23 protein-coding genes are annotated in these 20,339 nt (G+C 50.6%); 16 read left to right on the top strand and 7 right to left on the bottom strand.

From position 1 onward, the window contains the following. Positions 1-82 precede the first annotated feature (82 nt). The 3 genes from proQ to htpX all read left to right on the top strand — a co-directional run bounded on the left by proQ (position 83) and on the right by htpX (position 3,911). Complete coding sequence (gene proQ / locus KQJ19_RS12830) at positions 83-769, top strand: RNA chaperone ProQ (protein ID WP_003833781.1); 687 nt, start codon at positions 83-85, stop codon at positions 767-769. 19 nt (positions 770-788) lie between these two features. Further along, positions 789-2,837: a carboxy terminal-processing peptidase gene (gene prc / locus KQJ19_RS12825; protein ID WP_029139508.1), complete on the top strand. Its 2,049-nt coding sequence runs from the start codon at positions 789-791 to the stop codon at positions 2,835-2,837. Positions 2,838-3,029: 192 nt separating this feature from the next. Next, positions 3,030-3,911 carry a protease HtpX gene (gene htpX, locus KQJ19_RS12820; protein ID WP_003034964.1) on the top strand — a complete coding sequence of 294 codons (882 nt, stop codon included), beginning with the start codon at positions 3,030-3,032 and terminating at the stop codon, positions 3,909-3,911. 53 nt (positions 3,912-3,964) lie between these two features. Here the strand turns inward: htpX and KQJ19_RS12815 are convergent, their stop codons facing one another. Further along, positions 3,965-4,165: a hypothetical protein gene (locus tag KQJ19_RS12815; protein ID WP_049282075.1), complete on the bottom strand. Its 201-nt coding sequence runs from the start codon at positions 4,163-4,165 to the stop codon at positions 3,965-3,967. 30 nt (positions 4,166-4,195) lie between these two features. Next, on the bottom strand, positions 4,196-6,283 hold the full coding sequence (locus tag KQJ19_RS12810; protein WP_216403726.1) for a TonB-dependent receptor: 2,088 nt from the start codon (positions 6,281-6,283) through the stop codon (positions 4,196-4,198). A gap of 432 nt (positions 6,284-6,715) precedes the next feature. Here KQJ19_RS12810 and KQJ19_RS12805 point away from each other — a divergent pair, with 432 nt between their 5' ends. The 10 genes from KQJ19_RS12805 (at position 6,716) to KQJ19_RS12760 (ending at position 14,541) form a co-directional block, all read left to right on the top strand. Beyond that, positions 6,716-8,302 carry an ABC transporter substrate-binding protein gene (locus KQJ19_RS12805; RefSeq protein ID WP_216403725.1) on the top strand — a complete coding sequence of 529 codons (1,587 nt, stop codon included), beginning with the start codon at positions 6,716-6,718 and terminating at the stop codon, positions 8,300-8,302. After that, entirely contained in the window at positions 8,302-9,276 is a 975-nt protein-coding gene (locus KQJ19_RS12800) for an ABC transporter permease (RefSeq protein ID WP_016156289.1), read from the top strand. Before KQJ19_RS12805 ends, KQJ19_RS12800 begins: the two co-directional genes overlap by 1 nt. After that, a complete protein-coding gene (locus KQJ19_RS12795; RefSeq protein WP_047358584.1) occupies positions 9,266-10,078 on the top strand; it encodes an ABC transporter permease in 813 nt (270 codons plus the stop codon). The genes KQJ19_RS12800 and KQJ19_RS12795 overlap by 11 nt, the downstream gene beginning before the upstream one ends. Then, positions 10,072-10,866: an ATP-binding cassette domain-containing protein gene (locus tag KQJ19_RS12790; protein WP_016152790.1), complete on the top strand. Its 795-nt coding sequence runs from the start codon at positions 10,072-10,074 to the stop codon at positions 10,864-10,866. The genes KQJ19_RS12795 and KQJ19_RS12790 overlap by 7 nt, the downstream gene beginning before the upstream one ends. Continuing rightward, a complete protein-coding gene (locus KQJ19_RS12785) occupies positions 10,850-11,440 on the top strand; it encodes an ATP-binding cassette domain-containing protein (protein WP_200079646.1) in 591 nt (196 codons plus the stop codon). Before KQJ19_RS12790 ends, KQJ19_RS12785 begins: the two co-directional genes overlap by 17 nt. 85 nt (positions 11,441-11,525) lie before the next feature. Continuing rightward, positions 11,526-12,176 (top strand): metal-binding protein ZinT, encoded by a 651-nt coding sequence (gene zinT / locus KQJ19_RS12780; RefSeq protein WP_016152792.1) that lies wholly within the window; start codon positions 11,526-11,528, stop codon positions 12,174-12,176. Between the two features lie 140 nt (positions 12,177-12,316). Further along, positions 12,317-12,955, top strand: a complete 639-nt coding sequence (gene leuE / locus KQJ19_RS12775; RefSeq protein ID WP_016152793.1) for a leucine efflux protein LeuE — start codon at positions 12,317-12,319, stop codon at positions 12,953-12,955. 173 nt (positions 12,956-13,128) lie between these two features. Further along, the gene (gene yeaR, locus KQJ19_RS12770) at positions 13,129-13,491 is read left to right on the top strand and encodes a DUF1971 domain-containing protein YeaR (protein ID WP_005120376.1); all 363 of its coding nucleotides are present in this window, start codon (positions 13,129-13,131) and stop codon (positions 13,489-13,491) included. A 3-nt stretch (positions 13,492-13,494) separates the two neighbouring features. Next, positions 13,495-13,677 (top strand): DUF1869 domain-containing protein, encoded by a 183-nt coding sequence (locus KQJ19_RS12765; RefSeq protein WP_003832433.1) that lies wholly within the window; start codon positions 13,495-13,497, stop codon positions 13,675-13,677. Between the two features lie 216 nt (positions 13,678-13,893). After that, on the top strand, positions 13,894-14,541 hold the full coding sequence (locus KQJ19_RS12760) for a hypothetical protein (RefSeq protein ID WP_047498949.1): 648 nt from the start codon (positions 13,894-13,896) through the stop codon (positions 14,539-14,541). 49 nt (positions 14,542-14,590) lie between these two features. On the opposite strand, the gene fdhF is transcribed toward KQJ19_RS12760, so the two are convergent. Next, positions 14,591-16,738 (bottom strand): formate dehydrogenase subunit alpha, encoded by a 2,148-nt coding sequence (fdhF, locus tag KQJ19_RS12755; RefSeq protein ID WP_216403724.1) that lies wholly within the window; start codon positions 16,736-16,738, stop codon positions 14,591-14,593. 359 nt (positions 16,739-17,097) lie between these two features. On the opposite strand from fdhF, the gene KQJ19_RS12750 reads away from it, so the two are divergent. Further along, complete coding sequence (locus tag KQJ19_RS12750) at positions 17,098-17,346, top strand: GlsB/YeaQ/YmgE family stress response membrane protein (RefSeq protein WP_016152796.1); 249 nt, start codon at positions 17,098-17,100, stop codon at positions 17,344-17,346. Between the two features lie 50 nt (positions 17,347-17,396). Here KQJ19_RS12750 and yoaJ read toward each other — a convergent pair whose 3' ends face one another. The 3 genes from yoaJ to KQJ19_RS12735 are packed head-to-tail and all read right to left on the bottom strand — an operon-like array spanning position 17,397 to position 18,645. Next, on the bottom strand, positions 17,397-17,471 hold the full coding sequence (gene yoaJ / locus KQJ19_RS12745; RefSeq protein WP_101700011.1) for a protein YoaJ: 75 nt from the start codon (positions 17,469-17,471) through the stop codon (positions 17,397-17,399). A gap of 2 nt (positions 17,472-17,473) precedes the next feature. Continuing rightward, positions 17,474-17,572 carry a YoaK family small membrane protein gene (locus KQJ19_RS12740; RefSeq protein WP_032941789.1) on the bottom strand — a complete coding sequence of 33 codons (99 nt, stop codon included), beginning with the start codon at positions 17,570-17,572 and terminating at the stop codon, positions 17,474-17,476. Positions 17,573-17,619: 47 nt separating this feature from the next. Continuing rightward, the gene (locus KQJ19_RS12735; protein WP_047498944.1) at positions 17,620-18,645 is read right to left on the bottom strand and encodes a sensor domain-containing diguanylate cyclase; all 1,026 of its coding nucleotides are present in this window, start codon (positions 18,643-18,645) and stop codon (positions 17,620-17,622) included. Positions 18,646-18,831: 186 nt separating this feature from the next. On the opposite strand from KQJ19_RS12735, the gene KQJ19_RS12730 reads away from it, so the two are divergent. Further along, positions 18,832-19,080 carry a DUF333 domain-containing protein gene (locus tag KQJ19_RS12730; protein WP_016152798.1) on the top strand — a complete coding sequence of 83 codons (249 nt, stop codon included), beginning with the start codon at positions 18,832-18,834 and terminating at the stop codon, positions 19,078-19,080. A 7-nt stretch (positions 19,081-19,087) separates the two neighbouring features. Here the strand turns inward: KQJ19_RS12730 and KQJ19_RS12725 are convergent, their stop codons facing one another. After that, the gene (locus KQJ19_RS12725) at positions 19,088-19,435 is read right to left on the bottom strand and encodes a DUF488 domain-containing protein (RefSeq protein ID WP_016152799.1); all 348 of its coding nucleotides are present in this window, start codon (positions 19,433-19,435) and stop codon (positions 19,088-19,090) included. 198 nt (positions 19,436-19,633) lie between these two features. Between KQJ19_RS12725 and KQJ19_RS12720 the strand changes: the two genes are divergently transcribed. Beyond that, positions 19,634-20,339: CTP synthase (locus KQJ19_RS12720; protein WP_204551645.1), on the top strand; the 706-nt coding region annotated here is incomplete at its 3' end.

The following is a 20,339-nucleotide window of genomic DNA, read 5'->3' as shown; positions in this document are numbered from 1 at the left end:
AGCAATTACTGATGACGTCATTATAATGTCGCCTGTTCATGCCTGCGCTTGTTGGCTACGTCCGTTGTAATCAGGAAATTTCATGGAAAATCAACCTAAGTTGAATAGCAGTAAAGAAGTCATCGCGTTTCTGGCCGAACGCTTCCCGCAGTGTTTTAGTGCGGAAGGCGAAGCGCGCCCACTGAAAATTGGCATTTTTCAGGATCTGGTAGAGCGTGTTGAGGGCGAAATGAACCTCAGCAAGACGCAGCTCCGCTCTGCCTTACGTCTCTATACTTCAAGCTGGCGCTATCTGTATGGCGTTAAATTGGGCGCAACGCGTGTTGATCTCGACGGCAACCCTTGTGGTGAGCTGGATGAGCAGCACGTTGAACATGCTCGCAAACAGCTGGAAGAAGCTAAAGCCCGCGTTCAGGCGCAACGTGCAGAGCAACAGGCGAAAAAACGCGAAGCAGCCGCTGCTGCCGGTGAAAAAGAAGACGCACCGCGTCGCGAGCGTAAGCCGCGTCCTGCACCGCGTCGTAAAGAAGGCGCTGAGCGTAAACCTCGCGCTGAGAAACCAGCAGCAAAAGCACCGCGTGCTCCTCGTGAAGAACAGCATACCCCGGTATCTGATATTTCAGTACTGACGGTAGGGCAGTCTCTGAAGGTGAAAGCAGGTAATAATGCGATGGATGCCACCGTATTAGAAATCACCAAAGATGGCGTCCGTGTACAGCTGAATTCGGGTATGTCTTTGATTGTACGCGCAGAACACCTGGTGTTCTGAAACGGAGGCCAGGCCTGGCATGAACACTTTTTTTAGGCTTACTGCGTTAGCTGGTCTGCTTGCATTAGCAGGCCAGGCACTTGCTGTGGAAGATATCACGCGTGCCGATCAAATCCCCGTTTTAAAGGAAGAAACCCAGCATGCGACGGTAAGTGAACGTGTGACATCGCGTTTTACGCGTTCGCACTATCGCCAGTTCGATCTGGATCAGGCGTTTTCGGCAAAAATTTTTGACCGCTATTTGAATCTGCTCGACTACAGCCACAACGTGCTGTTGGCGAGCGATATCGAACAGTATGCAAAAAAGAAAACGGTCCTTGGCGATGAACTGCGTACCGGCAAGCTGGATGTCTTTTACGATCTCTATAATCTGGCGCAAAAACGCCGATTTGAACGTTATCAGTACGCTTTAAGCGTACTGGCACGTCCAATGGATTTCACCGGTACCGACACCTTTAACCTCGACCGGAGCAAAGCGCCATGGCCGAAGAGCGAAGCAGAGCTTAACGCGCTGTGGGACGGCAAGGTTAAATTTGACGAACTCAGCCTGAAGCTGACCGGCAAAACCGATGCGGAAATTCGTGAAACGCTGACGCGTCGCTACAAGTTTGCGATTCGCCGTCTGGCACAGACCAACAGCGAAGATGTGTTCTCTCTGGCGATGACGGCTTTCGCCCGTGAGATCGACCCGCATACTAACTATCTCTCTCCACGCAATACCGAACAGTTCAATACTGAAATGAGCCTGTCTCTGGAAGGTATTGGCGCGGTTTTGCAAATGGATGATGACTACACCGTCATTAACTCCATGGTGGCGGGCGGCCCGGCAGCCAAGAGCAAAGCAATAAGCGTTGGCGACCGTATTGTCGGCGTGGGTCAGACCGGTAAGGGAATGGTCGACGTGATTGGCTGGCGTCTGGATGACGTTGTCGCGCTGATCAAAGGACCCAAAGGCAGCAAAGTTCGCCTTGAAATCCTGCCTGCCGGTAAAGGAACCAAGACGCGCACCGTCACGTTAACGCGTGAACGTATTCGTCTCGAAGACCGCGCCGTGAAAATGTCCGTGAAAACCGTTGGCAAAGAAAAAGTCGGCGTACTGGATATCCCTGGCTTCTATGTTGGCCTGACGGATGATGTCAAAGTTCAGTTGCAGAAGCTGGAAAAACAGAACGTCAGCAGCATCATTATCGATCTGCGTACTAACGGTGGCGGCGCGCTGACCGAAGCCGTTTCGCTCTCCGGTCTGTTCATTCCTTCCGGCCCGGTGGTTCAGGTTCGTGACAATAACGGTAAAGTGCGTGAAGACAGCGATACCGACGGCGTTGTGTACTACAAAGGCCCGCTGGTAGTGTTAGTCGATCGCTTCAGTGCTTCGGCATCAGAGATTTTTGCTGCGGCAATGCAGGATTATGGTCGTGCGCTGATCGTTGGTGAACCGACTTTCGGGAAAGGCACTGTACAGCAGTATCGCTCTCTGAACCGTATTTATGATCAGATGCTGCGTCCGGAATGGCCGGCGCTGGGTTCTGTTCAGTATACGATCCAGAAATTCTACCGTGTAAACGGTGGCAGTACACAGCGTAAGGGCGTTACGCCGGACATCATCATGCCGACAGGTAATGAAGAAACGGAAACCGGTGAGAAGTTTGAAGATAACGCGCTGCCGTGGGATAGCATTGATGCTGCGACTTACACCAAATCAGAGAATCTGACGCCATTCGGACCTGAATTGCTAAAAGAGCACAATGCGCGAATTGCCAACGATCCTGAGTTCCAGTACATCATGAAGGATATTGCGCGTTTCAATGCGATGAAGGATAAACGCAACATCGCTTCTCTCAATTACGCTCAGCGTGAGAAAGAGAATAACGAAGATGACGCAATGCGTCTGGCGCGTATCAACGATCGGTTTAAGCGAGAAGGTAAGCCGCCGCTGAAGAAACTGGACGATTTACCGAAGGATTACCAGGAACCAGATCCCTACCTGGATGAAACGGTAAAAATTGCGCTTGACCTGGCGCATCTTGAAAAAGAAAAGCCAGCGGAACAGCCCGCAACCAGTAAATAACCTCCAACAGGCGCAAGAAATTGTGCCTGTTTTTTTAACAAACGCATGAAGACGTCAGTGTGATACGATAAAATGTAAAGTTGTGTCTTTCTGGTGACTTAGCACCTATGGATGCTTGAAAATAGCCATAAGACCCATACGATATGGGTAATCGCATAGTGCGTTTTGTTAAATTGAGGTTAAAAGAAAATTATGATGCGAATCGCGCTCTTCCTGCTGACGAACCTGGCTGTGATGGTCGTTTTCGGGCTGGTATTGAGCCTGACAGGGATTCAGTCAAGCAGCGTTCAAGGCTTGTTGATCATGGCACTGCTGTTTGGTTTTGGTGGTTCCTTCATTTCGCTGCTGATGTCCAAATGGATGGCGTTAAAATCCGTTGGTGGGGAAGTGATCGAACAGCCTCGCAATGAAAGAGAACGCTGGCTGATGAATACGGTAGCGAATCAGGCTCGCCAGGCTGGGATCGCTATGCCGCAGGTTGCAATCTACCATGCGCCAGATATTAACGCGTTTGCTACCGGTGCGCGCCGGGATGCTTCGCTGGTGGCTGTGAGTACAGGCCTGTTGCAAAACATGAGCCCGGACGAAGCCGAAGCCGTTATCGCGCATGAAATCAGCCACATTGCTAATGGCGATATGGTTACCATGACGCTCATTCAGGGTGTGGTGAACACCTTCGTTATCTTTATCTCACGTATTCTGGCGCAAATTGCCGCTGGCTTTATGGGCGGAAACCGCGATGAGGGTGAGGGCAGTAACGGCAACCCATTGATCTACTTCGCAGTGGCGACGGTGCTGGAACTGGTGTTTGGTATTCTGGCGAGCATTATTACCATGTGGTTCTCACGTCATCGTGAATTCCATGCGGATGCCGGTTCAGCAAAACTGGTGGGGCGTGAGAAAATGATCGCCGCGCTGCAGCGTCTGAAAACCAGCTATGAGCCGCAGGAAGCGACCAGCATGATGGCGTTCTGCATCAACGGTAAATCCAAGTCGTTGAGTGAGCTGTTTATGACTCACCCGCCGTTGGATAAACGTATTGAAGCGCTGCGCAGCGGAGAGTATTTGAAGTAAGTTAATGACTGTCACGGGGCACCCGTTGCTCCGTGACTCATAAAACATAATGGCTATTTAAAGCTATCGATTAAAGCCTCACCCAGCATATTCTGTCCCAGTTCTGCTTTATCTCTCATTTCGCCATTTTTCTCTGCCGGGGACGAAAATATTCCTTGCCGCTTTATCTCTGGTAAAAACATTGGAGCCCCGCTGGCTGGCAAAAAGAACAGTGCCGGGCATTTGATGAAACCCAGTGGTAGACGGGCTATCATTGACAGCCCGTCTGGTAGGAAAAAACTAAATCAGAACTGGTAGTTTAATGATACCCAATAGTTACGGCCCGGGTTTACGTATCCGGTAGTGGATTGTGCAGTCTGATAGTAATCTCCTGCGTAGGTGCTATTACGGCCCACCTGGTAAAGTTTAACCTCGCTAAAGTCTTTATCCAGCACGTTATTGACCGCCGTATTCAGCGTCAGATCTTTGGTCAGCTTATAAGACATTCCCATGTCGAGAACGGTCCAGGCTTTTAAATCCGCGCCTTTATCGTCATAGACGGCCTTTTGTACTGCGCTGAGGTTGTTGTAATTTTCAGTAAAGCGTGGAGCTTTACCGCGATAACGTGCGCTCAGCCAGGCATTCATATCTTCCGTTGCCTGCCAGTTCAGGCGAGCGTTAGCCATATGTTTTGGCGTGTAGCTTAACGGCGCGCCTTTATTGTCACCATCTTTTTGCTTGCTCTGGGTGTAGGTGTAGTTGAGGGATAAAGTCAGCACATCCGACCACAGAGGGAAGGTGCTGGCAAATTCAACGCCATCGGTCCTTGCCTTGCCGCTGTTGGTATAGCTGTTGGTATTATCATCGATAGAATACGAGACAATTTTATTTTTGTATTCGGTATAGAAGCCGGTAATGTTGGCGTTCAGCCCGGTGTCGTTCTCGTAATACAGCCCGGTTTCGTAGCTGATACTTTCCTCAGGTTTTAGGTCCGGATTACCGACCGTATTCACGGTTCCTTGCGCGGTGACGCCGCTGATCCCGTTATGTAACTGGCTCAGTGATGGCGCTTTATAACCTGTCGTCACGCCGCCTTTGAGCGTCCATTCGTCGGATACGTCCCAAACCATGTACGCGCGTGGGCTGAGATGACCGCCAAAGACATCGTTATGCTCGTAGCGTGTCCCTGCGGTTAAGGCCAACGAGTCGAGAATATGCCATTCATCTTCTACATAGGCTGCCCACGTTTTTTGATGGAACGTTTCGCCGGTATTGGCCAGCACCACACCGTCTTTCATGCGCGCATCCCAATATTCCCCGCCGAGGGTTAAGAGGTGCGAATCACCTAATGGCGTCAGCAGTACTGAGTCCAGAATGACGTTGGTGTTCTTCAGTTCACGTGCGTCACCGGCCCGGCCTGCGTTCTCTGGCGTGAGTGCGGAGGAGACCAGTTGTCGTCCTTTGTTCTCAGTTTCATTCCAGCCGAGGGAGGATTTCCAGGTGCCGAACGTTAAGGCGGTATCGTGGCCGAGGGTGACTTTGTTACGCTCATAGCGCAGCGTTTTATCGTAACCCCCCGTCAGGTTACCCAACTGACCGTCATCGTTATCATAGCGCTGTCTGGCGGAGTCGAGATCTAACCACAGCGTATTGCTTTCATTCGTTTTCCAGTCGAGTCGCGTGCCGATGTTATAGTTTTCTGACTCGGTAGGATAAGGTACGCGGGTGGAGGAGGTATCGCTCAGGGAGGTAACGCTGGAACCCTGACGTTGGGTGGTGCTACCCCGAACCTGCATATCCAGTACGCCAGCGATTAACGGGCCGCTTGACCAGAAGTTGGCGGCCGTGCTGTTACCCCATTTATTACTCTCTTGCAGGTTAACGCCGGTATTGATGGAGGTGCTCCATTTATCGGTGCTTTTTTTGGTGATGATATTCACCACGCCACCGATTGCGTCGGAGCCATAAAGCGTCGACATCGGGCCGCGGATTACCTCAATATGATCAATTGCCGCCAGTGGAGGCATAAAGCTGGTATTCATAGCTGAGAAGCCGTTTGGCGTCACATCGCTGCTGCCGTTTTGACGAATACCGTCAATCAGGATCAGAGTATAACTGGCGGGCATGCCACGAATGCTGATCTCCAGGCCACCGGTTTTACCGGTGCTGCTTTCAACATCCACCCCTTCAACAGAACGCAGGGCTTCGCCTAAATCATTATATTTATTGGTTTGTAACTCTTGCTGTGAAATAACGGAGACGCTGGCGGCAGCGTTGGTGATTTTCTTTTCGTAACCGGAAGCGGTTACCACCATAACATCTTCAGCGAAGGCCAGGGGGCTGGAAAATCCTAAACAGGACAGAACAACAGAAGCAACAGGTTTTAAACGCATAGTCAAACTTCCTTTGTTAAAAATTCAAAGGAAGTAAGATAATTGATGGGAATGATAATAAAAATAATTATCATTATATGTTTACATAACTTATCACTTCTGGTGTTTTTCTTGAATAAATATACATAAATTGTCATTAGTTTTAGCTAAGTAAATAGCGTAAATGACCAATAATTAGTATTTGTAATCATTAGTTTGTAATTAATTTGCCATTAATTGAATGACTAACATTTAATCTATTTTCTGCGATTCAGAAGGTACTCAATTAGGAGTATCAGAAAAAAGTATGATAATTTTAGAGAATCGTCATACTTTTCTGCGCCGCATCATTTTTTTCGTCATTTCAGTCCGCCATAATCCCTTCCCCAGGAGACCGTTTAACGGCATTGAATCGTTGAGCGGCATAAAAATAACGCAAATCTGGATAACATAATGATTAAAGGCAAGCTGGCACTGCTTACGTGCGCATTGACTCTCGCATTAACCTCACCACTTCTCGCCGCGCAAAATGTGAGCGAGGGGCAGACGTTGAAGCTGGCAATTGGACCTGAGCCAACGGAAGGGTTTGACCCGATGCTGGGCTGGAGTCATGGCAGCTATTTGCTTTTGCATGCACCATTATTAAAACAAAACGCAGATATGAGCTGGGGTAACCTGCTGACGGAAAAAGTTGAAACCAGTGCTGACGGCAAAATCTGGACGTTGACGTTAAAACCCGACCTTAAATTCTCCGATGGTTCCCCGCTAACCGCTGAAGATGTGGTGTTCACCTATAATAAAGCCGCAAAGAGCGGCGGCAAAATCGACATGGGAAACTTTACTCATGCCAGCCTGATAGATAACCGCACGGTAGAAATCACGCTGCGCAGCCCGCAGAGCACCTTTGTGAACGTGCTGGGCTCTTTGGGTATTGTTCCCGAAAAACGGTATGACGAAAAAACATTCGCCAAAAATCCGATTGGCGCGGGCCCTTATCGGTTGGTGAGTTTTCAGCCGGGGCAGCAGCTGATCGTGGAGGCGAACCCCTGGTATGCAGGTAAGAAAAATGATTTCAGTAAGCTGGTGTTTGTCTTCCTTGATGAAGATAACGCTTATGCCGCAGCGCGCAGTGGTCAACTGGGACTCGTGCGTATTGCGCCTTCGATGGCGGTCGCCCCTCAACAGCAGAATTTGAAGCTTTGGGTACGCGACAGCGTGGAAAACCGTGGCATTGTGTTCCCGATGGATCCTGCGGGTAAAAAAGACGCCAATGGTTATCCGGTCGGTAACGATATCACGGCTGATATCGCCATCAGACGCGCCATCAACTACGCCATCGATCGTAAACAACTTGCCGATCAGGTCATGGAAGGTCATGCGATTCCGGCGTATAGCGCGGTTCAGGGCCTGCCATGGCAGGGACAGTCAGTTGCGTTCAAAGATGGCGACAGCGAAAAAGCACGGACGATTCTGGAAGAAGCCGGCTGGAAGGTGGGGAAAGACGGCGTACGTGTGAAAGACGGTAAAGAGGCTCGCCTGACTCTGTGGTACGCCAGCGGAGACAGTACGCGCCGGGATCTAGCCGAGGCCGTACGTGCGATGCTGGAGCCCGTGGGTATTCAGGTCTCGCTGCAATCCGGAAGCTGGGAAACCGTTGAGCGGCATATGCATGCGAATCCGACGCTGTTTGGCTGGGGAAGCCTGGATCCGATGGAGCTTTTCCATCACTACAGCAATCAGGCCGCGGGCGTGGAATACTACAATCCAGGCTATTACAGCAATCCCGTCGTTGAACAACATCTTAAACAGGCCATTGATGCTCCAGACTGGCAAAAAGCGTTGCCTTTCTGGCAACAGGTGGAGTGGGATGGCAAGCAAGGGGCTGGGGTGAAGGGCGATGCCGCCTGGGCATGGCTGCTGAACATTCAGCACACTTATCTGGCAAATCCGTGTATTGACTTAGGCAAAGGCGCGCCGGAGATTCACGGTAGCTGGTCCCTGCTCAATAATCTGGATGAATGGACCTGGACCTGCCGTTGATGAAGTCTGTTGTAGGCCATTTTCTACGGCTGATAGTGTTATTAGTGCTGGTTGCGGCTGGCACTTTTATGCTGCTCAGCTTTTCTCCTGTCGATCCGATTCGCGCCTATATCGGCAACGATCTCCTGCACGTGCCGCCGGAACAATATGCGCGTATCGCTGCTCGCTGGGGATTAGACCAGCCGTTATGGGAGCGTTTTGGTCACTGGTTTATACGTGTATTGCAGGGCGATCTCGGCTACTCAATGTTGTTTAATGCACCGGTTGCCAGCGTAATCAAGGAGCGCTTTGCGACTTCGTTTGCCTTGCTTGGCGGCGCGTGGCTGCTCTCCGGCATACTGGGAACGGCAATGGGGTTTGTCGCGGGTCGTTATCTGAATCGCTGGCCGGATAAAGCAATCTGTCGACTCAGCTATCTGCTTTCGTCGTTGCCGACCTTCTGGATTGGCATGCTGCTGCTGGCGTTATTTGCCGTGCGCTGGCCGGTATTTCCGGTCTGCTGCGCGTGGGAGCCGGGCAACAGTGGTGATATGGCCACGCTGGCTGAGCGTCTGCGCCATTTAGTGCTGCCCGTTTGCGCGCTAAGTTTATTGGGACTTGGCCAAATTACACTTCATACACGGGAAAGTATCGCCAGCGTGATGAAAAGCGATTTTGTCCGTTTTGCGCGTTCTCAGGGAGATAAAGGCTGGTCGCTGTTGCGTCATCAGGTTCTGCGCCACGCTATCACGCCCGCGCTGTGCCTGCAGTTCGCCTCGTTGGGAGAACTGCTGGGCGGCGCATTGCTGGCGGAAAAAGTTTTTGCTTATCCGGGACTGGGACAGGCCACTATTGATGCCGGATTACGCGGCGATCTGCCGTTACTGATGGGGATTGTGTTGTTCAGTACCGTACTGGTGTTCATTGGCAACTCGTTGTCTACCTGGCTTGTCCATGTGTTGAACCGTGCTCTGGAGCGACCTGATGCTCTATAATCCGACGCCGACGCTGATTCGTCTTCTGCTCTCTTTTAGCTGCCTGCTATGCATTGCGGTGTATGGCGCAGCGACGCTGGATAACCCATTGAGCGTTAATCTGCTTGCCCGTCATTTACCGCCTGATGCGCTGTATTGGTTTGGCACCGATAACCTCGGTCGCGATCTGTGGATTCGTTGCTTTCAGGGCGCGTTAACCAGTCTGCAAATTGGTATTGGCGCGGCGTTGTGCAGCGGTTTCATCGCATTACTGATGGCAGCGGTTTCACGTATACATCCGCGTCTGGATGTACTAATGCGTCTGATTACCGATGCCATGCTGTCAATGCCGCATCTGCTGTTGCTCATATTGATCTGTTTCACGCTGGGTGGCGGAAAAAATGGGGTGATTATGGCGGTTGCGTTGACCCACTGGCCGCGTCTGGCGCTAATCCTGCGTGCCGAAGCGCAGCGCGTGGCCCACAGTGACTATCTGACATTGACCTGGCGTCTGGGACACGGACATTTTTACTGCTGGCGGCATCACTATCTCCCGGCATTGTTACCCCAGTGGTTAACGGGAACCTTGCTGATGTTTCCCCACGCGGTGTTGCACAGCGCGGCGTTGAGCTTCCTCGGTTTTGGGCTGGCGCCGCATGAACCATCGCTGGGCCTGTTGCTGGCTGATGCGCTGAGGTTTATCAGTCATGGAGACTGGTGGTTAGTGCTGTTTCCTGGGCTGATGCTATTCAGTCTGGTTATGTTATTCGATCAGCTCGCAAGGGCAGTGCATCGTTTATGGTTACGAGGTGACGCATGTTGAGTTTAAGACAGGTCTCGCTGGACGTGGCGCGTTATCGCTGGTACGGCGCGAGAAACTGGTCTTCGCTGTTGCAGGATATCTCTTTCGACGTAGCGCCAGGTCAGATGGTGGCGTTAGTTGGGGGAAGTGGGGAAGGTAAAAGCCTGTTGCTGCAATGTCTGCTTGATCTCTTACCGGACAATTTGCGTTTCAACGGCTCCATCACCCTGGAAGGGAAAACGCTGGATAGTGATGATATTCGCAAATGTCGTGGCAATACTTTCAGCTATGTCCCGCAAGGTGTTCAGGCGCTTAACCCGCTGCTCTCGATTGAAAAACATCTGCGCAGGGCAAGTCAGCTCTCTGGCCAGGCCTGGAATGCCGGAAAAATTGAACGATTGCTCCAGCGTAGCCAACTGGAAAGTCGCGTATTAGATGCCTTCCCACGCCAGCTTTCAGGGGGGATGGCGAAACGTGTTCTGGCCTGTCACGCGTCGCTGAGTCAGGCTCGCTATATTCTGGCGGATGAAATTACCGCCTGGCTTGATGCACCGCTGGCTAATCAACTGCTTGAACAGCTACGTGAGCAATGTGAGCAAGGGGCTGGCGTTTTATGGGTAACGCACGACCTCACGCTTGCCGCTCGCCACGCGGACCGCATTGTCGCGCTGCACCAGGGAAGGGTGTCGGATAACGTCAGCCGGGAACAGCTGTTACGCGGAGAGATCAGCGAGCATCTGCAACGCCAATGGCGGGCCCTGCCTGAAAGAAATCAACTTTTTGGAGAGCGCGATGCTGTGCTGTCGTGAAGTGACGATTTGTCAGGGAGGAAAGGTGCTTTGGCAAAATCTGAACTTCTCTCTGCGCCCCGGAGAACGCATTGGGGTTTGTGCACCCAGCGGAACCGGCAAAACAACGTTGGGGCGCGTACTGGCGGGCTGGCAAAAACCGACCTCGGGTGACATTCTGGTTGATGACCAACCGCTGCCAATGCACCAGTATTGCCCGGTGCAACTGGTGCCACAGCATCCGGAATTAACCTTTAACCCCCGGCGTAGCACTGGTGATGCGGTTTATGATGCCTGGCGACCTGATGCTGAACTGCTTACCCGTCTTCACATCAACCCTGAGTGGCTAACTCGCCGTCCCGGACAGCTTTCTGGCGGTGAACTGGCGCGAATTGCTTTACTTCGCGCGCTGGATCCGCGGACACGTTTTCTTATTGCCGATGAAATTACCGCCCAGCTCGATCCTTCCATTCAAAAAGATATCTGGGTATTGCTGCTTGAAGAGTGCCAGCGTCGGCCATTAGGTATGCTCATTATCAGCCATCAGCAGGCTCTGCTTGATCAGCTCTGCTCCAGAAAACTCATTGAAGCGTGAGGCAATAACGTGCGGTAATGTCTATTGATTAAATTGTTACGTTATAATATAACAATTCACTCGCAAACGATTTGAGGGTGAAATTTTGGCTATTCGTTTTAACAAACTGACAATCGCTCTGGGGATGCTTTTGGTCAGTGGGCAGGTTTTGGCCCATGGTCATCATTCCCATGGTGCGCCGATGAGTGAAGCAGAACAAAAGGCGTCGGAAGGGGTATTTGATGATAACCAGGTGCAGAACCGGGCGCTGTCCGACTGGGATGGCATGTGGCAATCTGTCTATCCGTATCTGGTCAGTGGCGAACTTGATCCGGTTTTCAAAAAGAAAGCGGAGAAAGATAAAAGCAAAACGGCAGAACAAATTAAAGCTTATTACCGTACAGGCTATGCAACCAATGTAGACACCATCGGCATCGAAGATGGCGTGATGGAATTTCACACCGGTAATCAGGTCGCATCGTGCAAATACGATTATGCCGGGTATAAAATCTTGCACTATAAATCAGGCAAGAAAGGTGTACGGTATCTGTTTGAGTGTAAAGCCGCTGACAGCAAAGCGCCTAAATACGTGCAATTCAGCGATCATATTATCGCGCCGCGTAAATCGAGCCACTTCCATATCTTTATGGGAAATACCTCGCAGGCTGCCTTGCTTGAGGAGATGGAAAACTGGCCTACCTACTACCCTTATCAGCTGAAGGGCGAAGAAGTAGTGGATGAGATGCTGCACCATTAATCTGGGCTAACCTTATCTGTACACACCCGCCACCAGTGGCGGGTTTTTTTAATTAATAACCTGCTCTTTCCATCACCTGTCGCATTCGTTAGCATATTGTATCGCAGCAAGTGCATGTGTTTTTTCAGGAAGAGGTTAACGTGTTCGCAGAGTATGGAGTTCTGAATTACTGGACGTATCTGGTGGGGGCTATTTTTATCGTGCTGGTACCGGGGCCAAATACGATATTTGTGCTGAAGAACAGCGTCGGTAGGGGAGTAAAGGGGGGTTATCTCGCCGCCAGCGGTGTGTTTATTGGTGATGCCGTGTTGATGTTTTTGGCCTATGCCGGTGTTGCTGCATTGATTAAAACAACGCCCGTTTTGTTCAATATCGTTCGTTATCTTGGCGCTTTCTATTTACTCTATCTTGGCGCGAAGATCCTGTATGCAACACTGAAATCGAAAGCAAGCGACGCCGCGCCCGAGGAAGTCCCGTTTGGCGCTATTTTTAAGCGCGCATTAATCCTGAGCCTGACCAATCCCAAAGCTATTCTGTTTTATGTGTCATTCTTCGTGCAGTTTATTGATGTCAATGCGCCGCATTCAGGGCTGTCATTCTTTATTCTGGCTATTACGCTTGAGATAGTGAGCTTTTTCTATCTGAGCTTCCTTATTTTCTCCGGCGCGTTTGTGACGCAATATATCCGTACGAAGAAGAAACTGGCGAAAGTGGGGAATTCCCTTATCGGCCTGATTTTCGTTGGTTTTGCCGCCCGTCTGGCCACGCTTCAATCGTGATGCCGTCGGCCCGCTGATAGTGGCGGGCCTTTAATATTGCGCTCTGCTTTTCATTTATAATCGTACGGTTATAACCAATAAATGGTATTTTAAATGTATATTTTGAGGCGTACCCTGTGTACAGCAGCGGTTCAATATGACTCGCTGGTTGTCGACTGGAAAAGGGAAGAAAAATGCTTCAAATTCCACAGAATCATATCCATACACGCTCTACGCCATTCTGGAACAAAGAAACGGCGCCTGCCGGAATTTTCGAACGCCACCTTGATAAAGGGACCCGAGCCGGGGTTTATCCTCGACTTTCGGTTATGCAGGGGGCGGTCAAATATCTCGGATACGCAGACGAACACAGTCCGGAGCCAGTAGAGGTGATGATTATTGAAGCCGGTCAGTTTGGCGTTTTTCCACCGGAAAAATGGCATAACATCGAAGTGATGACCGACGACACTTACTTTAATATCGATTTTTTCGTCGCCCCGGAAGTTCTGATGGAGAGTGCAAATCAACGAAAAGTCGTGCGCACCGGCAAGGAGTAAATCATGGGTAAAGCAACCTATACCGTAACCGTGACCAATAACAGCAACGGTGTTTCTGTTGATTATGAAACAGAGGCACCAATGACATTACTGGTGCCGGATGTGGCAGCTGAAGTGGTCAAAGATCTGGTCAATACCGTGCGTTCGTACGATACCGAAAATGAGCACGAAGTCTGCGGGTGGTAGGCATTAGTCACTGCTACTGATTGAATATATTAGTTTTTAATCTAAAAACTGCACTGCGCTTTGACGGCGCAGTGCGTTTTTTTATCTGGGCGAAACAGGGAAATATCCTGCAAGGATTCCTTAAGAATACCTTAAGAGATTCGCATTGATTGCTAATAGTTGATCATTCACAGGGGTTATGATCGCGAAACAGATATAAAACAGAACATCGCGCTTATGAAACTCAATACCCGACTTACATTACCCACAATCATTCTCGGATTAGCCATCGTGGCGATCCCGTTCGCCGCGAACTGGCATCTCCCGCTACTCAACGGTACTGTCGTCAGCTGGATTGAAAATGGCCAGGCGCTATGGCTGCTGTTTGGTGCCATATTTACACTCAGTTACATCAGGCCCTTATCACGTCCCGAAGGCGAGAAGCAATTTTGGCTTTGGGCGGCAGCGTGGTGGCTGGTATTACTGGGCCGAAGCACAAGTTGGGGCCGCGATTATTTTCCTGAGCATCCTAAACTCCTGTTCCGGGCTATCTCAGTGGTATTGATTGCCATGATTATTCTGCCAGTGCTGATTTCGAAGCGCTTACGCCAGGATATTGCCCGTCGCTTGCGCAATGAACCGCTACCTCTGTGGCTGTTAGCGATCACCACCTGTGCATTTTTGATCTCCGATACGGTAGAGCATCATCGTCTGCTGGCTCCCATCTTTCTGCACAATGCTCAGTATGGCGATCTGATTGAAGAACTGTACGAACTACCGTTTATGGCGGGATTGTTTCTGATGAACCTCGGCTTTATGCGGCGGGATAAGCAGGAGGAAGCTGCATCCATCCGCTTTAGTGAACCACAGCTGGCGAAGTCATGAGATAAGACCTGAGTCTGGAAAGCCAGACTCAGGCGATGATGGCGGTGATTTACGCAATAGCCTCACACAGACGTGACTTCATATCGCTATACGTTTGTGCGGCATATTTTTCTGCCCACCCCTGATCGGTAATGTGCTCAATATTTACGGCGCAATATTTGGTTTCCGGCGTTTTCGAAATAGGATCGAGATTGTCCTGGGTTAACTCGTTACACGCGCCAATCCACCATTGATAGGTCATATAGACCGTTCCGGCATTGATGCGCTCGGAGACATCCGCGCGGCTGATAACCTTACCGCGGCGCGAGCTGACCCATACCAGATCGCGATGACGAATACCCAATTTTTCAGCATCATGGGTATTGATTTGCACATACCCAGGCTCGTCTGCCAGCGCTTGCAACGCTGCGCAGTTGCCGGTCATCGAACGGCAGGAGTAGTGCCCAACCTCACGCACGGTACACAGCACCAGCGGATATTGTTCATCAGGAACTTCTGCAGGCGCTCGCCACGGCGCGGCAAACAGTTTGCCTTTGCCATTGGCGGTATCAAACTGGCTGTGCGCGTAAAGGTAGGGCGTACCAGGACTATCGAGATCCGGACATGGCCACTGAACATGACCCATCTCACCCATTTTCTCATAGGTCACGCCGTAGAACATTGGACACAGCTCGCGCATCTCATCCCAGATTTGCTGGTTATTTTGATACTGCATTGGATAACCCATTTCGCTGGCCAGCAGGCTGATAATCTCCCAGTCACGCTTTACATCACCAGTGGGTTCAATCGCTTTCTCAAAACGCTGGAAACCGCGATCGGCGCAGGTAAAGACGCCACCGTGTTCACCCCATGAGGTGGCAGGCAGGAGGACATCGGCCATTTCCGCCGTCTTGGTCATGAAGATATCCTGCACGACGATAAAATCGAGCGCGTTAAATCCTTCGCGGACCAGACCCAAATCGGCCTCGGTTTGCAGCGGATCTTCTCCCATGATGTAGTAGGCTTTGATTTTGCCTTCGATAGCCAGATGCGGAACTTCGGTGATGCGGGTCCCAACCTTGTCATCCATCTGATTAACGTCAATGCCCCATGCGGTGGCAAATTTCTCCCTGACGGCGAAATCGGTTACGTCCTGATATCCTGGAAACTGGTTAGGCAGCACCCCCATATCGCACGCGCCCTGCACGTTATTTTGCCCGCGCACCGGGCCAACACCGACGTTAGGGCGTCCCAGATTTCCGGTCAGCAAGGCCAGGCTCGACAAACCACGAACCACGTCAACGGCCTGACCAAACTGGGTGACGCCCATCCCCCACATCACGGTGGCCGATGGCGCCGCGGCAAAAGTACGCATCGCCTGACGAACCTGCTGTGCGGGAACACCGGTTAAATGTTCAACGTCTTCAGGCGCATACTCCTTAACGGTTTCCCAGTATGTTTCCAGTCCTTCCGCATGCTTTTGTACATACTCGCGATCGTAGAGTTGCTCCTCGATGAGAACATGGCCAAACGCGTTGACCAGCGCCATATTGCAACCGTTTTTCAACTGCAAATGTTGGTCAGCGATACGGGCAGTTTCAATACGGCGTGGGTCGCAGACAATGATTTTTGCGCCGTTCTGGCGAGCTTTAATTACCCGGCGGGCCACAATTGGGTGTGAATCGGCACAGTTATAACCAAAGATCAGTAGGCATTTTGAGTTTTCAATGTCGCTGATGGAATTGCTCATGGCGCCATTGCCTAACGTCTCCTGTAACCCGGCAACGGAAGGGCCGTGACAGACGCGGGCACAGCAATCGACATTGTTGGTATGGAGCACGCCACGTGCGAATTTTTGCATCACGTAGTTGGTCTCATTCCCAGTTCCACGGGAAGAGCCGGTGGTCATGATGGCACGAGGGCCATAGGTATTTTTGATTTCAGTTAAGCGTTTTGCGGTGTAACGAATGGCTTCATCCCAGCTAACGGGAGTGAATTTTCCACCTTTTTCATAACGGATCATCGGGCGAGTCAGACGGGGAGTCAGAAGGCGTGTGTCGTTAAGAAAGTCCCAACCATAATAGCCTTTCAGGCATAACTGATTTTGGTTCGTTACACCCTCTGCGGCCTCAGCGCGGATGATTTTGTTATTCTCAACAACAAGCTTGAGCTTGCACCCGGCCCCACAGTATGGGCATACACTGGTGATTTTTTTCATCAATAACAGACCTGTTAAATGCTGAAATAGCGCGAATTGTAGACGCAGTCACGCGATACGCATCGCGGACTACGATGTGTCGTAGTGACGGGCTGTTTAAGCATAAAGTGTGCCAGAAGTGAAAACCCAGCAATAGCAGGGGCTGACGGCCAAAGCGTTAAGCAGAATGACTGACGATTCGACATTAATGACGAGGCGCGACAAAATTAGTCTGCCGGTCAGCGGTGTAACCTTATGAAACATCGGAAAAAGATGAAAAACAGAAGTGATAGCGATCACAAATTTTAATTTTTCAGCGCTATGCTATGCTTTTATACGACGAGTGAATCGTTAATTTAAAAACATAAGTGAGGGAAATTATGGGCATTATTTCATGGGTGGTTTTCGGTCTTATTGCTGGGATTTTGGCAAAATGGATTATGCCGGGTAAAGATGGCGGCGGATTCTTTATGACCATTATCTTAGGGGTTGTCGGTGCGGTAGTGGGTGGCTGGATCAGCACCTTCTTTGGTTTTGGTAAAGTCGATGGTTTCAACTTCGGTAGTTTCGCCGTGGCGGTGATCGGTGCGATTGTGGTGTTGTTTATCTACAGAAAAATCAAAAGCTAAGTAAACATACAGACAATAGAGGCCACTAATATGTGGCCTTTTTCTTTAGGTCACCACCAGCCGAATTCTGTTCCCAGAACGACGATGATAGCCACACCAATCATAATAAGCGTTGTTTTTTTCATCGTTATGCTCCCGGCGCAGCGTAGCCGCCAATAAAAAACCAGGATAAGAAAACGACAGCGGAAATGAAAATGATGACGGGGAAAATAATACCGAGTCGCATACGATTATCTGCCAGAGTTATTTAAAGACGGGTTAGCATAGCAGGGCTTAATGTACGACAAAAGTGGTTTTATCCTGACGCTTTTTATCCTTGTACATTGCGCTGTCTGCGAGGTGAAGCGCGCAGTTTACATCAGTCTCCAACGGATTAATTTCCACCACGCCCAGACTGGCGCCAGGATAAAATAGATGAATGTCACCCAGATGGTAGTCACCGCAAATTTGCTGTTGTAGCTGATTTTTCACCTGCTGCAGGCGGTCTCGCGGCTCCCTGTCATCTTCCTGTGACAGGCTCACGACTAAAAATTCGTCACCACCCAGTCGGCCAAGGATATCGTTGTCACCGCATTCGCGAAGCAGACGCTGACCAATCTGGATCAGAAACTGGTCGCCAACCTCGTGGCCAAAGCGGTCATTGATCAATTTGAAATCATCCAAATCAATATAGGCAAAAATAATCTTCTGCCTGAGATGTCGGGCAAGGGAAAAAAGAGTTTCAACATTTTCAAAAATGGCGCGCCGATTCGGTAATCCGGTCAGGGCATCGGTGTAAGAGTGCGCAATCAGCGCGGCATTCGCTTCGCGTAACTGAGCAACCAGCGACTCTTTTTGAATTGACTGGGCGATCAGGCCTGCAAACAGATGTAACACCTGTTCGCCACGTTGGCTTAATGCGTGCTGGTGGCGACTGGTGGCGCAGAGCGTACCGTAAAACGTTCCGTCGGGAAGATGAACCGGCGTGCTCAGGAAAGTGGTTATCTCCAGCGCGCGGGCGGCGGTACACTCCGGCCAGCGAGCGGGAACGTTGTCGCTGTACAGACAGTTTTCGTCTATGGCGCGTTTGCATAGCGTCTCATCCCAGGGTACGGACAGCCCTTCAGGGATCTGCATCTGCTTGCTATTGCGCGCATACAAAATATGCTGCAGGCGGGCATCTAAATCGACCTTGGTTAAATAGGTGGATTCCATCTCAGTCACCACTTCCAGCATCTCCAGAAGTTGCCGAACCAGGCTCTCAACTGACTGCTCCGTGGCTAAGGATTGTGAGACTCTGGCAAGGATCATGTCCGACATGAGGTGTAAATGCTCCTGAGTAATGACTGGGCTAACGTGGCCCGCATGATAGAACATCAAGATGAAAGATGAAACACGCCATCCCGCTCAAAACTTAAACATTAAATTGAAAGCTGACAGTAAAACATGGAGATAGATGGAAAGTCGGGGTAACCTGCCGGGATAAGGTTTTTAACAGGAGTCGATATGAAACTGGCGTCTATTATTTTGCCCGGCTTGTTGGTGCTAGCGGGATGTACCACTCAGCCCGAAGCCCCCAAACCGCCGAAGATTGGTCTGGCGAATCCGGCATCGGTATATTGCGAACAAAAGGGCGGCTCGCTGATTGCGGTGCAGACCCCGCAAGGCGTAAGGTCGGACTGCAAATTACCGGGCGGGGAAGTGATTGATGAATGGGCGCTCTGGCGCAGAGATCATCCGACAACGGGCAAATGAAATCCGGTTAGCATTGACGTATCCATTCAGCCAGCACCAGCGCGTGGTTTTGCTGGGTGTTTTTCGCCGCATACAGTAGCGTTAAGGTTTGCTGTCGGGCAATCTCTGCGAGACGCTTTCCTTCCTGCTGCTGTAGGGCGAGTTCAGCGCGATATTGCTCGGAAAAGTGTGTGAAATCAATCAATTCTGCGTGGAACGCCTTGCGTAAATCAGATGACGGCGTAAGCGCTTTATTCCATTCGTTAAAAATAAGGTCGGTCTTTTTTACCCCGCGAGGCCACAGCCTGTCGACCAGTACGCGATAACCATCATTTTTTTCTGCTGGGTCATACACGCGTTTACATTGAATTTTCATCTTTTCATCTGCTCCATTAATCCACTGCTTTGATATATTTCGACACCTTTATTACGGTTAAATAAGATCGTAAAACGTGACAATTGTAACATTCTGCCCGTCCTGACTCCCAATTTAAGGGATTGTGATACCAACAAAAAATCGGTAGGCTGAGGCTCCTTATATTGTCCCTCATTGTCTGGACATAAGGAAAGCTTAATGGAAATTTCCCCGTTTAAAGATACGCTTCGCATTGCGCTGGTGGGTGATTACAGCCCTGATATTGTGGCGCATCAGGCCATTCCTCTTGCTATCGATGATGCCGCTGCCGTCCTGGAATTAGTGGCTGATTATGACTGGCTAACCACCTCTGATATTAGCAGCAGTGAAGATCTGATTGGCTATGATGCTATTTGGGTCGTTCCTGGCAGTCCATATCGGCACCTGGAAGGCGCACTGATCGCGATACGCTACGCGCGTGAAAACAGCATCCCATTCCTCGGGACCTGTGGCGGTTTTCAACATGCGATTCTGGAGTATGCCCGCAACGTGCTGGGCTGGAGTGATGCTGCCCATGCGGAAACGGATACCAGGGGGCGGATGGTCATCGCACCGTTGACCTGCTCGCTGGTAGAAAAAACGGATGATATTGAACTGAGGGCCAATACGCTGATTGCCAAAGTCTACGGACGGGGTGTTATCTCCGAGGGGTATCACTGCAACTATGGCGTATCGGAAGATTTTGCCGCCGAGCTTGAGAGCGGTGATCTTCGTGTGACTGGCTGGGATGAGGCTGGTGATATCCGTGCCGTTGAGCTGGTGACGCATCCTTTTTTTGTCGGCACACTCTTTCAGCATGAACGTGGAGCGCTGGCGGGAAAACCCGTGCCGTTAGTTCAGGCAATGCTGCGCGCTGCGCGAGGAT

The sequence above is a fragment of the Citrobacter sp. S46_ASV_140 genome, from assembly GCF_018919545.1.
GTDB classification, from domain to species: Bacteria; Pseudomonadota; Gammaproteobacteria; order Enterobacterales; family Enterobacteriaceae; genus Citrobacter; species Citrobacter braakii.
The sequence above is the reverse complement of the archived record's forward strand: the minus strand, read 5'-3'. Positions and strand labels throughout refer to the sequence as shown.